The organism is Sphingobacterium sp. UBA7855 (genome assembly GCA_002500745.1).
In the GTDB taxonomy this organism is placed as follows: domain Bacteria; phylum Bacteroidota; class Bacteroidia; order Sphingobacteriales; family Sphingobacteriaceae; genus Sphingobacterium.
Map to the genome: position 1 here is coordinate 127,786 of DLST01000007.1, position 17,579 is coordinate 145,364.

General features: G+C 38.6%; 13 protein-coding genes. 7 read left to right on the forward strand and 6 right to left on the reverse strand.

The features are described 5' to 3' along the window. Positions 1–475 precede the first annotated feature (475 nt). Both B2107_RS05440 and B2107_RS05445 read left to right on the forward strand, forming a co-directional pair. Complete coding sequence (locus B2107_RS05440; RefSeq protein ID WP_293953845.1) at positions 476–3,883, forward strand: hypothetical protein; 3,408 nt, start codon at positions 476–478, stop codon at positions 3,881–3,883. After that, positions 3,883–4,554 (forward strand): hypothetical protein, encoded by a 672-nt coding sequence (locus B2107_RS05445; protein WP_293953847.1) that lies wholly within the window; start codon positions 3,883–3,885, stop codon positions 4,552–4,554. The genes B2107_RS05440 and B2107_RS05445 overlap by 1 nt, the downstream gene beginning before the upstream one ends. Positions 4,555–5,367: 813 nt before the next feature. Here B2107_RS05445 and B2107_RS05450 read toward each other — a convergent pair. Beyond that, the gene (locus B2107_RS05450) at positions 5,368–6,177 is read right to left on the reverse strand and encodes a hypothetical protein (RefSeq protein ID WP_293953849.1); all 810 of its coding nucleotides are present in this window, start codon (positions 6,175–6,177) and stop codon (positions 5,368–5,370) included. Between the two features lie 4 nt (positions 6,178–6,181). Continuing rightward, positions 6,182–6,385 (reverse strand): helix-turn-helix transcriptional regulator, encoded by a 204-nt coding sequence (locus B2107_RS05455; protein ID WP_108634506.1) that lies wholly within the window; start codon positions 6,383–6,385, stop codon positions 6,182–6,184. Positions 6,386–7,372: 987 nt separating this feature from the next. Here B2107_RS05455 and B2107_RS05460 point away from each other — a divergent pair. From B2107_RS05460 to B2107_RS05475, 4 genes are read left to right on the forward strand one after another with little or no spacing between them, the layout of a single operon-like run. Beyond that, positions 7,373–7,747 (forward strand): hypothetical protein, encoded by a 375-nt coding sequence (locus B2107_RS05460; protein ID WP_293953852.1) that lies wholly within the window; start codon positions 7,373–7,375, stop codon positions 7,745–7,747. Positions 7,748–7,765: 18 nt separating this feature from the next. Then, positions 7,766–10,834 (forward strand): SusC/RagA family TonB-linked outer membrane protein, encoded by a 3,069-nt coding sequence (locus B2107_RS05465; RefSeq protein ID WP_293953854.1) that lies wholly within the window; start codon positions 7,766–7,768, stop codon positions 10,832–10,834. Positions 10,835–10,856: 22 nt separating this feature from the next. Continuing rightward, a complete protein-coding gene (locus tag B2107_RS05470; RefSeq protein WP_293953856.1) occupies positions 10,857–12,233 on the forward strand; it encodes a RagB/SusD family nutrient uptake outer membrane protein in 1,377 nt (458 codons plus the stop codon). Further along, positions 12,223–13,518: a TlpA family protein disulfide reductase gene (locus tag B2107_RS05475; protein WP_293953858.1), complete on the forward strand. Its 1,296-nt coding sequence runs from the start codon at positions 12,223–12,225 to the stop codon at positions 13,516–13,518. Before B2107_RS05470 ends, B2107_RS05475 begins: the two co-directional genes overlap by 11 nt. 99 nt (positions 13,519–13,617) lie before the next feature. Here B2107_RS05475 and B2107_RS05480 read toward each other — a convergent pair whose 3' ends face one another. The 3 genes from B2107_RS05480 to B2107_RS05490 form a co-directional block, all read right to left on the reverse strand. Continuing rightward, entirely contained in the window at positions 13,618–13,986 is a 369-nt protein-coding gene (locus B2107_RS05480; RefSeq protein ID WP_293953860.1) for a hypothetical protein, read from the reverse strand. Positions 13,987–14,008: 22 nt separating this feature from the next. Continuing rightward, positions 14,009–14,149: a hypothetical protein gene (locus B2107_RS05485; protein WP_293953862.1), complete on the reverse strand. Its 141-nt coding sequence runs from the start codon at positions 14,147–14,149 to the stop codon at positions 14,009–14,011. Between the two features lie 211 nt (positions 14,150–14,360). Further along, the gene (locus B2107_RS05490; protein ID WP_293953864.1) at positions 14,361–15,296 is read right to left on the reverse strand and encodes a helix-turn-helix domain-containing protein; all 936 of its coding nucleotides are present in this window, start codon (positions 15,294–15,296) and stop codon (positions 14,361–14,363) included. A 362-nt stretch (positions 15,297–15,658) separates the two neighbouring features. On the opposite strand from B2107_RS05490, the gene B2107_RS05495 reads away from it, so the two are divergent. Further along, positions 15,659–16,690 carry a hypothetical protein gene (locus B2107_RS05495; protein WP_293953866.1) on the forward strand — a complete coding sequence of 344 codons (1,032 nt, stop codon included), beginning with the start codon at positions 15,659–15,661 and terminating at the stop codon, positions 16,688–16,690. Between the two features lie 303 nt (positions 16,691–16,993). On the opposite strand, the gene B2107_RS05500 is transcribed toward B2107_RS05495, so the two are convergent. Further along, positions 16,994–17,386: a GNAT family N-acetyltransferase gene (locus B2107_RS05500; protein ID WP_293953868.1), complete on the reverse strand. Its 393-nt coding sequence runs from the start codon at positions 17,384–17,386 to the stop codon at positions 16,994–16,996. Between the last annotated feature and the right edge of the window lie 193 nt (positions 17,387–17,579).

Genomic DNA, 17,579 nt, shown 5'->3' on the forward strand with positions numbered 1-17,579 from the left:
GAATGAAAGCAATTCACAACCAATTTTTATAATAAATAATTCTTTTAAGGCTGCAATTCCTTTATGTTGCAGATGTGTTTGAATAGTGTAGTTTTAAACCTGTGTATTGACTTTTAAATTACGTTTAGGCTTCCCCTAGTCTAGCTATTTCACAGCAATAGCTTAAACATAAGAAAATTTGTAAGATTATCTTACTTAGCAATCGATAAGCATCTTAATTCAAAATAAATAATGTATTTTCGGAAAGAGTATTAACCTATTTTTTTTAATGCCCTTTAATTAACGGAAATTGAATTTTATAGAAGTGGAAATTACCATGTTTTTTGAATAATAATTTATAATCTATATTGGAATTATGACAGGGTATTATAGAATTTAATATTAGACAGCGGCCTTAAACGAAGGAATGTTACGACAACCTTTGTTTGATATTTCGCTATCGGGGAGAATATACTAATCTTTTACATCTTTTTTTATGAGAATTATACATTATCTTGATCCTGATCAGGTTTTTAACGCTTACAAGAAGCTTAAACATTATTTTTTTTATGACAATACTACTCTTTTTGTAAGAAAGAGTATAGCTAAATTCGAGAAGGAGAATTTCGATGGAATAAGTGATATTGATAAAATAAAAACAATTTTATATAGAAAGATTCAACATACCTTCAATAAATTGAGTAACTATCAAAATGTACCGTATACTTTGATTAAAACTCATTTACTACCCAAGAAAATTAAAAGAAATGCATCACATATTGTTACTACTAATAGTAAGGAGTTAAAAGAGATCGAATTAGAACGATTGAACGTATATGCTGACGTTCCTATAGAGATCCATGTTTTGTCAACTCTATGGGTTATGTACGCCGGTCGTTTTCTCGCTCCATTATTAAGCGAGTCTTGCTATGCTAATAAGCTTAATTTAGATATAAATGAAGAGACAGAAGATCCATATGAGAATTTGAAATTGTTCAAACCATACTTTGTACAATATCAACATTGGAGAGACGATGCGATCTTAAAGGCTGAAAATTTATTGGATGAAAAACGGAATGTTACTATTTTAAGTCTTGATGTAAAGGATTACTACCATTCGATCAGTTTGGACTTTGATAAAATTAAAAAAGATCTGAAAAAGAATATAAGAGATTATGCTAAGAAGAAAAAAGAATTCGACGTAGAAAGGTTTTTAGAATTATCGATAGATCTCACTGATATGCTTTTTATAGTACATAAGCTATACTCCGTACAGTTAAGGGATGTTTATCCATCAAATAAAAAACAGGATAGAAAATTAAAAAATAAATATCCATTGCCAATAGGATTACTTTCATCTTGTCTTTTAGGAAATTATTATTTAAAAGATTTAGATAAAATGATCGTTGAAAATATTAATCCAGCATTCTATGGTCGATATGTGGATGATCTAATGTTCGTTTTTTCGGATTTAACTGAACATTTTAAGCCAGACCTAAATTCTCCAACACTTTCCTTCTTATATAGAAATTTCTATAAAAAAGGAATTTTAGATATTCATCCTGATGGAAAAGTACAAGAAGTATTATTTACAAAAGTTGATGACAGTTGGCGATATAAGGAGTACTGCGATGATCTAAAAGTCGATGAAATTAATATATTTAAGGATTTTGGAATTTATAAAGATGATATAATTAAGCAATTGGTCAACTCAATTAAATTTACTATAAGAAATCCAATAAATATTGATCCTTGTATTGACAAAACTGAAAATATAGACTTGGGTTATTCTAATTTAGAAATACAAGTTTCGAAGACGGTTCTACATTATTTCGATTATAAGGAATCTAGGGCCGTATTAAATATTTTTAAGAAAAGGCTTAGAGAACAGAGAAGCGAATTTCGATTTTTACCAGATGAGGATGAGATAAGTGAACAGTTCGATGAAGAAGCTTTCAATTTAAAATATAATGATTCTGAAAATAAATTCAGAAGTATAGAGGACTTTTCAGAAAATAAATATGGTGCATCAAAATTTTTGGCAAAAAAGATTTTTGCTGTTAGTTTCGGTGATAGTGAGAATGATGATATAGCAAATCAACAAATACTTACCTTCTTTAAGGAATCGACTGCATTAAATTTCTACTCATTATGGGAAAAAGTAGCAACATACTTTGTAATTAGCAATCGCCCAGACAATTTGTTGATATTTAAAAGAAACGTGGAGAATGCTATTGATAAGCTGGAAATTAGTAAAGATTCGATAGGAAATGAAAATATTTCGAGCGATTATGTTAAGTCTAATTTGAAAAAGTCGCTTATAAATTATTTTAAGATCTCTGTTTCTATTGCACTGTCATTGAATCCTAAGTTAGAAATCCAGTATACAAATGGTACTGAGAAAGAACTATTTAAGGAATTACATCTTGATGCATTAATGCTTAGAAAGAGTAATTTATTTCGAACTTCATTAATAAAAGTTCCTGGTATAAATTATTTAAGGTTTCAAGATCCGGAATTTAGTTTATTAGGTAGTGACTATAACTCATATTTTCATCTTGAAAACAAAGAAATAGAAATAGATCTTTTAATCGCTAATTTGGCTCCTAATTATATCCCTTTCCATGAAATAAATATTTTGAAGATTGTTAGTAGGATTGCCAATATTGATATCACTGATCTGAAAAATAATAAAAATGGTAATAATCAAAAAAACAATTTAAGTGAGGGGTTTAATGTCAATGCACCAGAAAATGTAGTTAGTGAAAATAGATCAAATGATAGTGATCTACAATACGACAAGATAAATTCAATTCCGGATGAAGCCTTTGAATGGTATTATAGGTGTAATTATGGATGGAAAAAGAACTTCAATTCAGATATCAAAAAAAGAGAGCTCAAGAAAAAGTATTTTACTGTTTATAAAGAGGATGAAATTTCAAACGATCTTAAATATAATGAAATTGAAATACATGGGGAGAACATAGATGATTTTGACGATAAAGTAGATAAACGAATTGCTATTGCTAATATTAAGGTTGATGAAAGAAACGTGGAAAGAAGTTATCTAAAAATGCCTAATTTAGACCGAAAAAGACGAAAAACAATATTTAAATTATTAAATGAGGCAGATAGACATGAGTCTGACTTGATTATTTTTCCAGAAGTTTCCATCCCATATTCCTGGTTGCGGCTGCTCGCTGAACGCTCACATAAACGTTACATGGGTATTGTAGCAGGACTCGAACATTGGATTAATAACAATAATATAGCATTTAATTTCATGGTAACAATACTTCCATTTAAAGTTCATGAAAATGTAACATCGTTAATAAAGATCAGACTCAAAAACCATTATTCACCGAAAGAAAAATACTTATTAACAGGTTACAGACTGATTGTTCCAAAGCAAACTCTCAAGGATTATAAAATGTCTTATGATTTATTTCATTGGAGAAAAACTTATTTTTCCGTGTATAATTGTTTTGAACTGGCCGACATTTATCATCGATCGCTCTTCAAATCAAAAGTTGATTTTATCGTAGCTTCAGAATTGAATCCTGATACTGAATATTTCTCAGATGTTGCAGGCGCTTGGGTAAGAGATGTACATTCATATTTTATTCAAGTTAATTCCTCACACTATGGAGATTCTAGACTTATTCAACCGTCTAAATCATATAAAAAGGATCTTATTCAAGTCAAAGGAGGTGAAAACTCAACTATTTTAGTGGGAAATATGGAAATAGAAAGATTAAGAAATTTTCAATTAATGGAGTATCATTTACAAAAGGATAGTATTGAAAAAGAGAAGTATCATTTTAAACCTACTCCGCCAGATTTCGATAGGGATAACGTTACAATTAGAATGAATGATAGAAAAATTGGAAAAAGTATTTTATAATGGAAAATATGAGCTTTAGAATTCAGGATTTAATGAAGATTATTATACCTGGCACATTATCTTTGTTTTTTGCCACTTTATTAGTTTTATCTTATGAAAATTATGTTTGGTTAGTCAATAATATTAAAGATATTGTGGGGATATTTTTAGTGTTATTTTTTATAATTTGTTATGGTTTTGGTTATTTTATAGATTTTTTTGGTAGTATTTTAGAAAAAATCTATTACAAATTTAAATTTAAGCCATCCTATTATTTAATAAATGATATTGGGAAATATATTAGACTTTCGAAAAGAGAAGAAGTACTAGAAGAACTTTGCCTTAGAATGTCGCGGTGCACGACTAACTTATATAGCTCCAAAGAGGCCGAAGATATTTTTAAATTTGCTAATATTTTAAAGGATAAATCTCAAAACAGCAATAATAGAGATAGATTAAGAGAATATTACTTCTCTATGGTGTTTAGTAGGAACTTATCTAGCGGTTTTATTGTTTCATTGGTGTTATATTTAATTTATTTTATTTTCAATAATGCTACTGTTATGTTTAACTGTTACTCACTAATGTTATTTTTGCCATTTATAATTTGTGTTATTAGATGGAAGCAGCATGCATCTTATTATAGCCGACAAGTGTTTTATGTTGCGTGTGAAAATATCTTCAAAATTTAATACCTGAAATACGTTGAAAAACAGGATATTACAGATTGATTACAATGTTAATTCGGGGAGTGGTGAAGTCATTCCGCTTTTCATTTTCGCATTGAATAAATATAAAAATGCGCATTAAGAAACAAAAATGGTAGGGATAGCGGACTATCAGTCGTTTTCAAGTCGGATCGCTACTAATCTATCATTAAAAAATCGTTTTACTTCCGTTCATAATGATTTTTGTACATAAATATTAATGAAATAATAATAAAGGCAATGAAAGAATATCTATAGTCGAAACCTAAGTTGAATTCAAGAGGAATTGAATTTATAAAATCATTTACTAAGAAGTTTAGCAAGAACTTGCCAAAAGTTAGTAGAAGAAAAAGTCCTCCAAACATACCAAATACATAAATAAACAAAAGAGAAACCATCCACAAGTAGAAGTTGAAATTTTTTTCGGATTTAAATGGTTCGTTTAAACTAAGCTTATATTTTCTGTATTTATTCTCTTTATCAAATTCCTTTTGGGTGTATTTCGTCATTAAGTAGAAAAGTGTAATTAAAATTATATTAATTATCATATTAAAGTTGTTTTGCTTTTTGAAATTTCATAGTTAGTCGTTTTTATGCTTCATTATATTTCAAAAACGAAGAACGGACGAATATTCATGGGACAAATTTGTTTTTTTATTAAAACGTCCCGATTTTACCAAATTATTATGTCTGACTTTCAATTTTACAAAACTAAAATACCAGATTTAATGTGGCATTCGAAATGACCACATTCAACTTTTGGATTATAATGACTAGACGCCCATTTTATTTTTATTTTTAATTTAAATACTTCTGTACTAAATATCCTAGAAAAAAGATAAATATCCCCCAAGCTAGATTCAATATCCAATTATTTGCAACAATTTCCCTTATACCAGAAATTGTTAATCCATAGATTTCTTTTGGTTTTACTTTCACTTTCAAACTACCGTTTTCAGTTTTTTCAATTATACTCTCAATAATACTAACCTTGTTCAAAGTTGATTTATGAAGAGCAAGATAATTTCTGTTTTCAAAAGCTTCAGCTTCTTTTTTACCACTTAATGCATCCCTAAAAGATATTTCATTTCTTGCACACAAACTGAGTAATTTCCCACTTTCTCCATGATTTTCATAATCATAAGTATATATTTTGGAAAGTATCCGCGGTAGATCATACCTATTTTCAATATCAATCTCTAAGGGAGAACCACCAAGAATACGGAATCGAATTGAAATTGCTTCAAATCCAAAATTAGTATCTCGCATATTCCAATGAATCCATTTAAACTTAAGCCTTTCTTTAGCAAATTCGTAAAACTCATTTAGCATATAATATTCTAATTTATCGTAATCTTCATCAGATAAATTATTAAAATCCATTCTGTTAATTTGAGCCTGAATATGAATTGAAAATGATATGGTTTGTCCGGTTTGTAAATTCCGGATTGAAATAGAAGTTATTCGCGGGCTTCTACCAAATAAATTTACAAAAGACTCGCAAGAGTAATGTATAATTAGCGTCTTCTCTTTATTCTCTAAAGATTTTTCTAGGTCTTTCAGTCCTTCACTTCGCTGTTTTAACCTTTTAGATTGTATGAAATTCATGTGGTTATGGCTTTGTTGGATACAACAGCTCACGAATATCTGTGTCAAGAAGTTTCGCAATTTTGTACAACTCAGTAAGGGGCGGCTGCCGATGATTATTAACCCACCTTGAGACAGTTTCCTCAGTTTTTTTAATTTTTTCAGCTAGTTCTCTATTCGTTATTTTCTTTATTTCAAGAACTTCAGCTAGTCTGTTAATTTTAATCATATATTTTTCTTGTAAAAAGTTTGACTTTTTACGTCAAACTCTTATCTTTGTTTATGTAATAGCGAATTTTATATAACAACATGTGTTGTATTAAAACGAGTCTCTCTATTTGGGAATAAATCCGGCTTAAAATAAATACCCTAGAGAGTGCACGTGGATCGTCTATTATTACTGGAAATGTTTATCTTTACAAGCATATCCAGTAAGACGGTCCTTGCGTTTGTACTTCTGTAGGGTAAGGTAGTGGGCAACTGCTATCTGAATGGTTTTACTCCATTAAGCCGGATTTTCCAACTAATTACAGGAGGAGCAAGGGCCGACACTGCTGGTGTCGCTCTTGAAAAAGACTCGTTCACATAAAAACCAATAACGATTATGAGAACGAACACAAAAAACACCACCCATTACCCGCAATCGATCCAAGTTGGATTGACTGGGTATTCCCGCAAATCACTTTTAAAGAACATATTCCGCGCACCTGAATAGGTTGCGCTCCATCAAACACAGGCTGTAAAGAGCATTAAAAAGGGCAGGTCTTGACTTTCCTGTAAACGAAAAGACAGCAGAACCCTGTTCAGTCTAATGTCCCGCTATTTACGCCTGTAACCGACCTTTACACTTATATAATTGCATTAAAAAGGTAATATTGGCCAATGATACAGCTTGATTTAAAATTCGCACGTTAAAATTAAGCAATTTTTCATTGAGTCCAAACTTTTTACCCTTAGTTTTTATTGCAAGACGATATTACTGTAGGTCGGTCTTTACTTCTTTCCGGCAGGGAGCGCCATAATTAACCCTAATTTATGCTTTGAAATTGTATCAAGGCGCTTTTCGGACTTTTAATATTATTTGTCCATTTACCACAGGTCTGTTTTGATATGTGGTATGACAGGCCATTTTAACGCGAAAAAATCGCGAAAGGGGAAGCTATGCCTTTATCTGAGCCGGCACCTCAAGGTTTGTCACACTTGATGAAACTAAATTATGAACCAAAAATCAAACAATCTGCTACCCTTTGAGCTAGCATGTTATGAAATATACGACAATGGATACGATCCATTACATACCATTCGGGAGTTCTGGTCCCAACATACCATCACCGACTGTCAGGAAACCCTGTGGACACTCTTTGAAAACTATAGAAAGGGCATCGCACAGGAAGATGCTGCCGACGTAAAGCAGATGCACACCGTTTTGATGAAACTGTGCCGTGTGCTGATGGCTTATTTCCTGGTGCACTTCCGCAAGATCGAAATCGATGCGGTACCATTCACCTTTGCTGAACCTGCCGACGTCATTACGGCGGATCTGGAAGCCAAGCAAAGGATCCACAGTTTCTTTAACCGAATTGCAGAATAATACCTAATCCATAAGCAGATGACAAAAAGAGCTAATCTTTACGCTGCCTTATTGGATAAGGTAGTCAATATTCCAGTTATACAGTTTACATTTCTTGTAATCGTGTTCCTCTTAGTTTCTATGTTTAGTTTATCAGCTCAGACGCCCCGCGAGGACAGCGGGGCCAATGGGCTTTTAACAGTGTCTGGTACTGTGGTCTCCGCTTCGGATCGCAAACCGATAGCAGGGGTATCCGTCAGCATGGCCGATGAAAAGGGGCGGGCATCCTCCAAAAGTGATGGCTCCTTTACCATCGAAGTGAAAGCGAAGAATGGTAAAATACTATTTTCCCATTTGGGCTATAATGCACATTCATTGAATTATACTGCAGGAGTATCAATCGATGTCGAATTGATACCTATGGATAATAGACTGGATGAAACGGTCGTCATAGGTTACGGCACCACAACCCGCAGGTTCGCTACGGGTTCTGTTACCAAAGTAACCAGCAAGGATATTCAGCATCAGCCCATCAGTAACCCGATGCTCGCGCTGCAAGGGCTCGTACCCGGCTTGGACGTGATGCCAAGCAGCGGCATCAGCGGAGCCGGGGTGGACCTTAAAGTGCGCGGAATAAGTTCGCTTACGCAGGGTAGCGAACCCCTGGTACTGCTCAATGGCAATCCCATTGCGACGAATGGGCAGAATATTGCCGAACTTTCCAATGCGACCAAGTCGGGCTTAAGTTTGTTCAACGCCATTAATCCGGCCGATATTGAAAGTATCGAGGTGCTTAAAGATGCGGATGCCACAGCCATCTATGGTAGCCGGGGTGCCAACGGAGTCATCCTCATTACCACAAAGAAAGCTTTTGCAGAAAAGGCACATCTCAATTTTTCGTCCAATATTGGGGTTTCCAGCGCAGGAAATGTCATTCCGCTACTCGATACCAAAGGTTATCTGGCCATGCGCCGCGAAGCGTTCGCCAACAGTGGGCTGTCGCTGACGGAAGCAAACGCGCCTGATTTGCTGCTGGCAGATACCACGCGGTACACGGATTTTTCAAAATACCTTGTCGGTTCCAATAACCTGACGCAGGATTATAACCTCGGCTATGTGACGGGCGGTGACCGCACTTCTTTTCGTCTGAATGGAAACCTGCGCCGTGAAGCATTCCAATTTGACCGTTCGAAATCTTCGGATCGGTACAACATTGGGTTCAATGTCAACCACCGCTCTGCAGACCGTCGGTTTACGCTGGACATGGCAGGTAACTTTACGCAAAACAATTCCGACCTGACGGTGTATGATCCGGCCGCGTACCTTTACTTGATGCCCCATCTGCAGCTCCGTAATGACGATGGTTCGCTGAACTGGAAGATCGGACCGTACTCTTTTTCGAGTCTGGGTTTTACCAATCCGCTCGCGCAACTGGAAAATAGCTTCTCCGGAAAGTTCAAAAACCTGTTTGCCAATATCGGCCTGCAATATCAGCTTTATACAGATCTAAATCTGAAAGTAACCGGCGGTTATTCTTTTGGTAACAACAGTGAGAAAGCCCGTTATCCATCGACAGGAATAGATCCATCGACCTCGAATTTGCCCTTTGCAAATTTTTCAAACGGGAGCCGGTACAGCTGGATCGTAGAGCCGCAACTGGCCTATACTAAACAGCTAGGATTGCATAACATTAACTTTTTATTGGGTAGTTCTATACAACAGGATGGAAGTGAAAATACCTTACTGGCAGGAACGAATTATAGCGATGATAACCTCTTGGGAACCATTGCCGCTGCCGGGAAAGTAGTGCCCAGCTATACGCAGTCGCGGTACAAATATGCTGCTCTTTTCGCGCGCCTCGGATACCGATACAATGCACGTTATCTGCTCAATATCGCAGCACGTAGGGATGGTTCCTCACGCTTTGGACCGGGTAAACAGTTTGCCAATTTTTATTCCATCGGTGCCGGCTGGATCTTCTCGGAGGAAAAGTGGATGAAACAGCACAGTCCCTGGTTATCCTACGGGAAACTGCGCGGTAGCTATGGCATTACCGGAAATGATCAGATCGGTAACTATAAGTTTTTGGATACCTGGTCTTCCAATGCGCTGCTCTATAACGGGGTAGTGGGGATGGATCCCAGCATGCTCTACAATCCAGACTACGCCTGGGAAGCCAATAGGAAGCTTGAACTGGCCATGGATATGGGATTTTGGAAAGACCGCATACTCTTGTCTTTCTCCTATTACCGCAATCGGAGTGACAATCAGTTGATTGCTTATTCGCTGCCCTTTCAGGCAGGTTTTAGCAGTGTAAACCAAAACCTGGATGCCGAAATTGAAAACAAAGGTCTTGAGATCACTTTGGACGCCAATCTGATACAGGGCAGTCATTTCAGCTGGTCTACCAAATTCAATATAGCGCGCTCGAGAAATAAACTGCTCAGCTTTCCGGGGCTTGGAAACTCGTCTTACGCCAATAAATACGTGATTGGCCAATCCATTCGTACGCAAAAGTTTTACCGCTATACGGGCATCAATGCGCAGACTGGCCTTTATGAAATTGAGGATAGCAATGGCGATGGCAAATACACCATTCAGGATAGAACAGTGCTGGTCGATTATTCACCGGACTTTTTCGGTGGGTGGAGCAACACCTTTTCCTATAAAAGATGGCGTATGGGTTTTCTGGTGGACTTCAAGAAGCAGCGGGGCAATGGTGCGCAAGCAGCAAACCCCAATGCGCCCGGGCTTGGGCTTGTCAATCATGCGACACAGGTGATGGATCGCTGGCAGCAGGAGGGCGATGGGTCCGATTATCAGCGCTTTATTGCATCGCGGACGGATAAAGGCTACAGTGCTTTCCAGAATTTTCTTAATTCGGATGGAAAGATAACGGATGCCTCGTTCGTTAAATTGCGCAATGTATACCTCAGCTATAGTCCTGATGTGACTGTCTTAAAGTCTATAACAGCATTGGAACTGTTCTGCCAGATTCAGAATCTATGGACCTACACGCGGTACAAAGGCGGCGATCCGGAGATACAGAATTACTTGACCACGCCACCCATGCGCATTATCATGTTTGGGCTAAAAATCAGTTTATAAAATGGATCAAAATTTTAAAGCTATGAAAATTAACATACTACATATCTGTATCTCTAGCTGTATTGCATTTAATCTCCTGCTGCTGTCGGCCTGCAACAAGCTGGTGCAGGTAGATACACCGGATCATCTGGTCGACTCAGAAGTACTTTTCCAGTCGAAAAAGGGATATGAATCGGCGATGGCCGGCATCTTTATTCAGATGCGGGCACTCAACCTCTCCATGACCAATGGGGGTATGGAAGTGTACATGGGTGTAGCAGCCGATGAGATATATCCTACCTTAGTGGGTGGTGTTGAGGAGGAGTTTTTTAAGAATCAATTACAGAGTTCCAACGCAGTGGTAAGCAATTTTTGGATATATGCCTATCGGGGTATATATCGCGCCAATCTAGTGATCGAAAATGCAGAGCGCGATCAGATGCTTTCTCTTACCGACCGACAGAATTTTTTGGGTCAGGCACTTTTTGTCCGTGCATTCTTACATTTCCATCTATGTCAATTGTTTGGTGATGTACCCTATATTTCTTCGTCAGATTATAGGGCGAATGCTGTCAAAGCAAGAGATAGCAAATCAATAGTCATGGAATCACTGTCAAAAGATCTGGAACGAGCTGCAGAACTCCTCCCCAAAGAAATCAAGGGCGAGCGTGTTATGCCATCTTATTATGCCGCAATCGCATTATTGGCAAAAGTTAAATTATATCAGGGGCAATTTGAACAAGTACTTGATCTCACAGATGAGATATTGAGCAATAAAAATTTCACGTTAGAAATGGACCTCAACGATGTCTTTAAAATCAAATCGGCAGAAGTTATTTTCCAGATTGAAAGTACAGTAGCAAATACTGCTGTAGCGATGAATTTCCTTCCTTTTAGTCCCACGAGCAAGCCCATGTATGTCTTACAGCATGATCTGTTGCAAAGCTTTGAAGTTGAAGACCTCCGAAAGAAGGCTTGGACGGAATCAAATATACTGGATGGAACTGCTTATTACTACCCTACAAAATACAAGAACAAACTAATGACTCCGATTGAAGAATACAACGTGGTATTTCGACTGGCTGAGGTTTACCTGATGCGTGCCGAAGCGCTGTTTGGAGTTAAAGACTACGATCAAGTGCTATCGACATTGAACAGCTTGAGAAAAAGGGCAGGGCTAAAGGATAAAAAATACGCGGATGCAGTACAGTTATGGGAAGCTATCGTAACTGAAAGACGCCATGAGCTCTTTGTTGAAGGGGGCAACCGCTGGCTCGATCTCATCCGGTGGAATACCATTGATGACGTGCTTGGAGCATCAAAACCCTCTTGGCAATCCTTTGCAAAATATCTTCCTATTCCATCAAACGAAATTCTATTGAATACGCATTTAATTCAAAATCCTGGATATGATAATTAAACAATTTCTCTTTGTTGTTTTGGTGTTTTTTCTTTTTAAGGAAACTACGGCGCAACAGGTAAAGGTCGGCGATAAGCTGCCCGCAATGAATTTTAAACAGGTACTGGGTCCGGACAAGGAAATTGATCTAAAACCGAATAAGTACAAACTCACCATCCTGGATTTTTGGGCACACGGCTGTGGATCGTGTATCGCTTCCTTTCCTAAGGTCGAAAAATTACAAGCTATGTTTGGTGATTCTATTCAGATTATTCTGGTAAATTATGAATCGAAAGATTCTACTGAAAGCTTATTCGAAAAGCGTGACTGGATTAAAAAGCCCAATGTGAAAATGATCGTTGGCGATACCTTGCTTCACAAAAGATTTGCTGTGGTAGGCGTGCCGCATATCATTTGGCTAGATGAACAGCTTCAGATAAAATATATAGCTCGAGGTACCTCGCTCAATGCAGGGAATATCCGAAAGTTTCTAAAAGGCGAAAAACTAAACTCTAAGGAAGCCAAGCAAATGGTTGTCAAGACTTCTTTATTTGAGCGTGAATATGAATCGGATATGCAATCATTTAGTTACCTCGCACGGTATAATAGTGATTTTAGGTTTCGTGGAGGCGAATGGGGAAGTGCGCGAAGCTTTACCGCAAAAGGTATGACAGCAATAGATCTGATCAGATCTGCATATGCTGCAGACGGAACAGTGGATTGGCGAAGACCCTGGAAAACGGTCTTGAAAATTAAAAACCTCGATTTATGCCTGAAGCCAGACAATCTCGAAAATCCAGAAGATTGGCTTTACAATCATTCTTACGTCTATCAGCTTGTTATTCCGAGTGGAAGAGAGTCAGAAAAATATGAGATTATGAAAAGAGATCTCGCTAATCATTTTCCGCTTAAGTTTTATATCGATACCATAGCAATGGAAACATTGGTCTTGCGTAAAGTCGGAAAAGAGGACAAGTTGAAATCTAAAGGTGGAAAACCGGTAAACACTTTTCGGAAAAGAAATGAATCTGCCAAAGGTAGCATATTTGAAGATAAACGCAGGATTCTGAAAAATCAACCCTTCCACTATTTGCTGAATGGGATAAGGCCGCTAATAGAATATGATTTGGAAAAGCCTTTTGTAAATGATGTAGCTTATACAGCTAACGTGGACGTGGATTTTGATGGCTTAACTTTTGATTTCTTTACATTAGAGGCGCTGAATGAAGAGTTAATGCGCTATGGACTTCAACTCATTAATGAGATAAGACCTGTAGAAGTTTTAGTTATTAAGGATGTAGATTAGCTGGTAACGCCAAGCTTAGCTATAGAAAAGCCCGGATGAATTGATTTCATACCGGGCTTTCTACTGACCATATACAAACATTCGCTTACTTCAATACTATTAATTGTTGGATTGATTTATACGATGGTCTTCAGCTGGATTGGAGGGGGCAGGTGACCCGGGCGCTTGCGGTGTGGCAAAACCTACAATACAGCTTGCTTCCAGTTCATCCTGACAATTCGTAATCTGCTTGCTTCCACCGGGCATTGATTCTGACTTGGTTTGTGGTGTACTGTTGAGCTGTGCCCCTAATGTATTACTACTTGAAACGGAGTACCAATACAATGCAGGTTCTGCTTTTTCAACTGGTGTTACAGCTTTGCTGTTTTCGGTACCTTCGGATGTGAGCGACCAAGCTGATAATCCGATCATCATCGCCATACCTAGTACAGCTACGATATTTTTTTTGATGTTGTGAATGAGGTTCATGACCTTAATTTTTAAAATTGATTTAATCTTTCTTTTTTACTACCCGTTCCGACCGATTTTTCTGTGCGTTGCCATCGGCAGCCGAACTAGCTTCATAAATGTCTTTTGGCAGACTCGCCCTTTCTGCTGACAACCTAGCATCAGCATTCCGATGTCGCTTCACTGTCTTAGTTTTATTTAATTCATTCAGTTATGCCCTCCGCTTACAAATCTTTCCCCAATGACTGCTTTCAATCGAATAAACCGTCGACCATCTTATACCAAAGTTCGCCAGTAAATAGCAAGTGGGATATACAGAATCTGGACTCTCGTATATACAGAATCTGGATAATGGATGCCAATAGCTATAAAATGTATAATAGGGGCGTGTCAAATCATTGGTTATTGTGCTTAAAATATGCCGTTGGCGTCATGCCCGTTTGATTTTTAAAAAAGCGGACAAAGCTGCTGGGCGATGTGTAGCCGAGCTCGTAGGCAATTTCATCGGTGTGCATGCCATCAGCTATATACTTCTTGGCAAGGCGTAGCATAAACGCTATTTTGAGCTCCTGGGGGCTCTGTCCGTAATAGCTATGTATAAGTTGATGCAGATAGTCCTTACTGATTCCAAACCGGTAGGCAATATCTTCCAGTTTAAAATCCTGGCCATGCACTGTTACAGCCTGTTTGATGGCTGAATAGGCTGCTTTGGACTGTGTTTGCGATTGCGATATCTTCTCGTATTCTTCAAAAATCTTTTCCTTCGATAGCTGGATCAGTTTTTTGATGGCCCAGAGGATATTGACCTCGCTATCCAGGTCGCCTTTTTTGATTTTTGCCGCAATGGACTTCATCAATGAAATGGTTCGGGGCCCAACCCGAAAATCAATGCTGCAGCAGGATCGCTTGTCTCCATTTCGATAGGCATCGACCAGGTGATGCAAGAACTGGAAGGGGCGTTCGTTGCCAGCCCGGAAAATACTGCCGCGGAAATAAAAGTTGACAAGCGTATAGCTGCCCGCAGGGATGTATATTTCATAATCTCCTCTGGTTAAGTAGCAATAGCGTCCGCGATTGGAAGCGATGCTGTAACTGGTCTGCTGCCTAATATCCTTGATGTGAATAGCGGAGTCATCACTTAAAACATAGATGATATGCATATCGGAGCGCTTTACCCTTACCGGAATAGCGATATCGCTTGATAGCGCAACATCCAGCAGGTTGATGTAGCCAAGCAGCCCATCAAACTCCTGCAGGCAAGCCTGGCCAGAGGGGTGCCGGTAGTGACTTATCTTTCCATTTGATAGTGCTATCTGCGGCTGAATAGTCAACTCCGCAGGCGCACAGCACGCGCCAAAGACAGATTCAAGATGGAGATGTAATGCTTTTTTCATTCGCTTTAGGTGTATAAATTTCCCCCGGCCAGAATTTCGGGATGATCGGGGGAAGTTGATTTTTCGATAAGCTCCAATTGGCTTCCTACTGTTTTAAATTTTTCTTCATCTGATTACTATTTATGATAAATATGGCTTTTATTTGATCACGGATGCAAGTGTAGTGTCCTAACCTCCGCTATTTTGGAGGATAATTTTCCTTTTAAGTACCGCGAATCACTTTTTAGTAGATTTTATTTAGTAAATTGGATGATTAAATAATAACAACCTAAACCAATTAAGGGAATTCGAATGAGCTTATGAAGGGATTAAAACTAATTGCGCTGAGCCTGCTTATTGCCGTGCTTTTTAATTTGATCGGAACGAACGAAATCGGGCTAAAGCCTTTTTGGCCGCTCATGTCTTGGACCTATGTATTCCAATTTACCCTATCCATCCTCTTGCCTGTGCTGCTTACACAGGCGCTCCTAAAAGTTTTTTGGACCCATTGGCAGAAGCAATATCCCGATCTGAACCTGCTCGATAACGGCAAGATTAAGACCGAGAGCTTACCCTACACTAAGCGCATCAGGGCGATCTTATATACCGCCGCGGGGACTATATCCATCCACCTGGGTTGCATGTATGTGTTGTTTGATCGAATCGACGGTCAGGATAAGCTGTTTAGCATGTATTGCTTGTATTATTTGCCCTGGGTGAGTACGGGGTTGGTCGCCAATGTAATCGTTGTTTTCCGTCAAGGCAGGCTGTGGTGGCTAACGTCAGAAAACGTATTGGTCTTATTTGAGAAGGAGATTATGGCAAAGCAACATACCGTTGAAAATAGACCAGAAAGCGCAGGACGCGCACAGCTGCCTACGGTGTCGGATGCGTATATCGTACCCGGTTTTCTCTTTGACGTGCTCTATAATAGCAGCCCCTTCAATATCGAAAACTTGCAAAAAGATGCAGTACGGATGTTTGATGTACCCTTCTATTTTTCGCAGAAAAGAAAAAAGGAGATCATTCTGATCGACGGCAGCCGTGTGGACGGCAGTCATTTTGTGCAGGAGCTGGAACGGCTGGGGCTCGACAAATGGTATTTCCGTATCAGTAAAACGTGCCGGGTGAATATGATGCTCGTACGTTATCCTGTAGATCCTTATGCAACGCATCTGGAGTTTAGAAAAGAGGTGTTCGATTATCTGCATACAAAGATGTCAAAACTGGAAATCATGAGTCTACTGCTCGTCACGGAATGGATGCGTAAAGAAAAAAAACTAAAGGATTTTATCGATAACCTACATACACTGCGGCATGAGCACTGGGATCGCCTTATACCGCTAAACTGATGCATCCCGAAATTGTAAAACGCGATAGAGCGGGCGCGGCAGCCAGCCAACCTGTTCCCTATAGCACCCATTCTACAGGTGGACTTTGGCCTCTCCAAGTAGGATAAGATGACGTCCAACAATGTGGCACTGCAGCTGAATATTGCCCAGGCGGTAGGCGGTGCGTATCCAAACTTTAGCTCATATTACAGCAAGATACGCATTACTTTTTTCGGGCGTCTCTCTGATAGATAGACGTTTTATTTAGCTGTTTTTTTGCATTACGTAATTTATCAGTTCCACGCCCTTTCGGCTGACTTGTTGCTATTGGATAACCCGATATCCGCGGCGCTCAAAAAAGGGCTTTGCCGTAATCGAAGCATGGGTTGTAAATAGATCGCATCCGGCAGCATTTTCTAATTTATTGCACAGTGCAGTGGCAATACCCTGTCCCTGATAGTCTTTGTGCACGTAAAGTCGGTCGAGGTAGCCCGCTGTAGTGATATCACCAAATCCTACAAGCTGATTATTAACCACTGCAACGAAGGTATGGTGCGCCAAAAAGGATTCGTTCCAGGCCTCTAGGTCAAGCTGGCCCGTCGCCCACACATCCAATTGCTCCTGGCTGTAATCCGCTGCGTTGACCTTATGCACTGTATCATAAAATAACTGACTGATCTGTGCCAGATCGGAGGGCTGATAGTGTCGTATTTCCATTGTTTATTTTTAAGGGCTTCAAATTTAAGATTATTTGCACCATTGCCCAACTTTCTTGGCACTTTCTCCCAACCAAATCCTGCCTTTACAATAATCTTGCTCGTATTGGGCTCAGCTTTTCCTCGTAATAAATTCGAGCAGCGCCCGATGCCGTCCCGATGAAATCCCGATGAAAGCTGGGAGTTGATAGGGA

What these genes read in the sequence shown, in the direction of transcription:
- B2107_RS05440 (WP_293953845.1), top strand. Translation starts at nt 476, where the DNA reads ATGAGAATTATACATTATCTTGATCCTGATCAGGTTTTTAACGCTTAC.
- B2107_RS05445 (WP_293953847.1), top strand. Translation starts at nt 3,883, where the DNA reads ATGGAAAATATGAGCTTTAGAATTCAGGATTTAATGAAGATTATTATA.
- B2107_RS05450 (WP_293953849.1), bottom strand. Translation starts at nt 6,177, where the DNA reads ATGAATTTCATACAATCTAAAAGGTTAAAACAGCGAAGTGAAGGACTG.
- B2107_RS05455 (WP_108634506.1), bottom strand. Translation starts at nt 6,385, where the DNA reads ATGATTAAAATTAACAGACTAGCTGAAGTTCTTGAAATAAAGAAAATA.
- B2107_RS05460 (WP_293953852.1), top strand. Translation starts at nt 7,373, where the DNA reads ATGAACCAAAAATCAAACAATCTGCTACCCTTTGAGCTAGCATGTTAT.
- B2107_RS05465 (WP_293953854.1), top strand. Translation starts at nt 7,766, where the DNA reads ATGACAAAAAGAGCTAATCTTTACGCTGCCTTATTGGATAAGGTAGTC.
- B2107_RS05470 (WP_293953856.1), top strand. Translation starts at nt 10,857, where the DNA reads ATGAAAATTAACATACTACATATCTGTATCTCTAGCTGTATTGCATTT.
- B2107_RS05475 (WP_293953858.1), top strand. Translation starts at nt 12,223, where the DNA reads ATGATAATTAAACAATTTCTCTTTGTTGTTTTGGTGTTTTTTCTTTTT.
- B2107_RS05480 (WP_293953860.1), bottom strand. Translation starts at nt 13,986, where the DNA reads ATGAACCTCATTCACAACATCAAAAAAAATATCGTAGCTGTACTAGGT.
- B2107_RS05495 (WP_293953866.1), top strand. Translation starts at nt 15,659, where the DNA reads ATGAAGGGATTAAAACTAATTGCGCTGAGCCTGCTTATTGCCGTGCTT.
- B2107_RS05500 (WP_293953868.1), bottom strand. Translation starts at nt 17,386, where the DNA reads ATGGAAATACGACACTATCAGCCCTCCGATCTGGCACAGATCAGTCAG.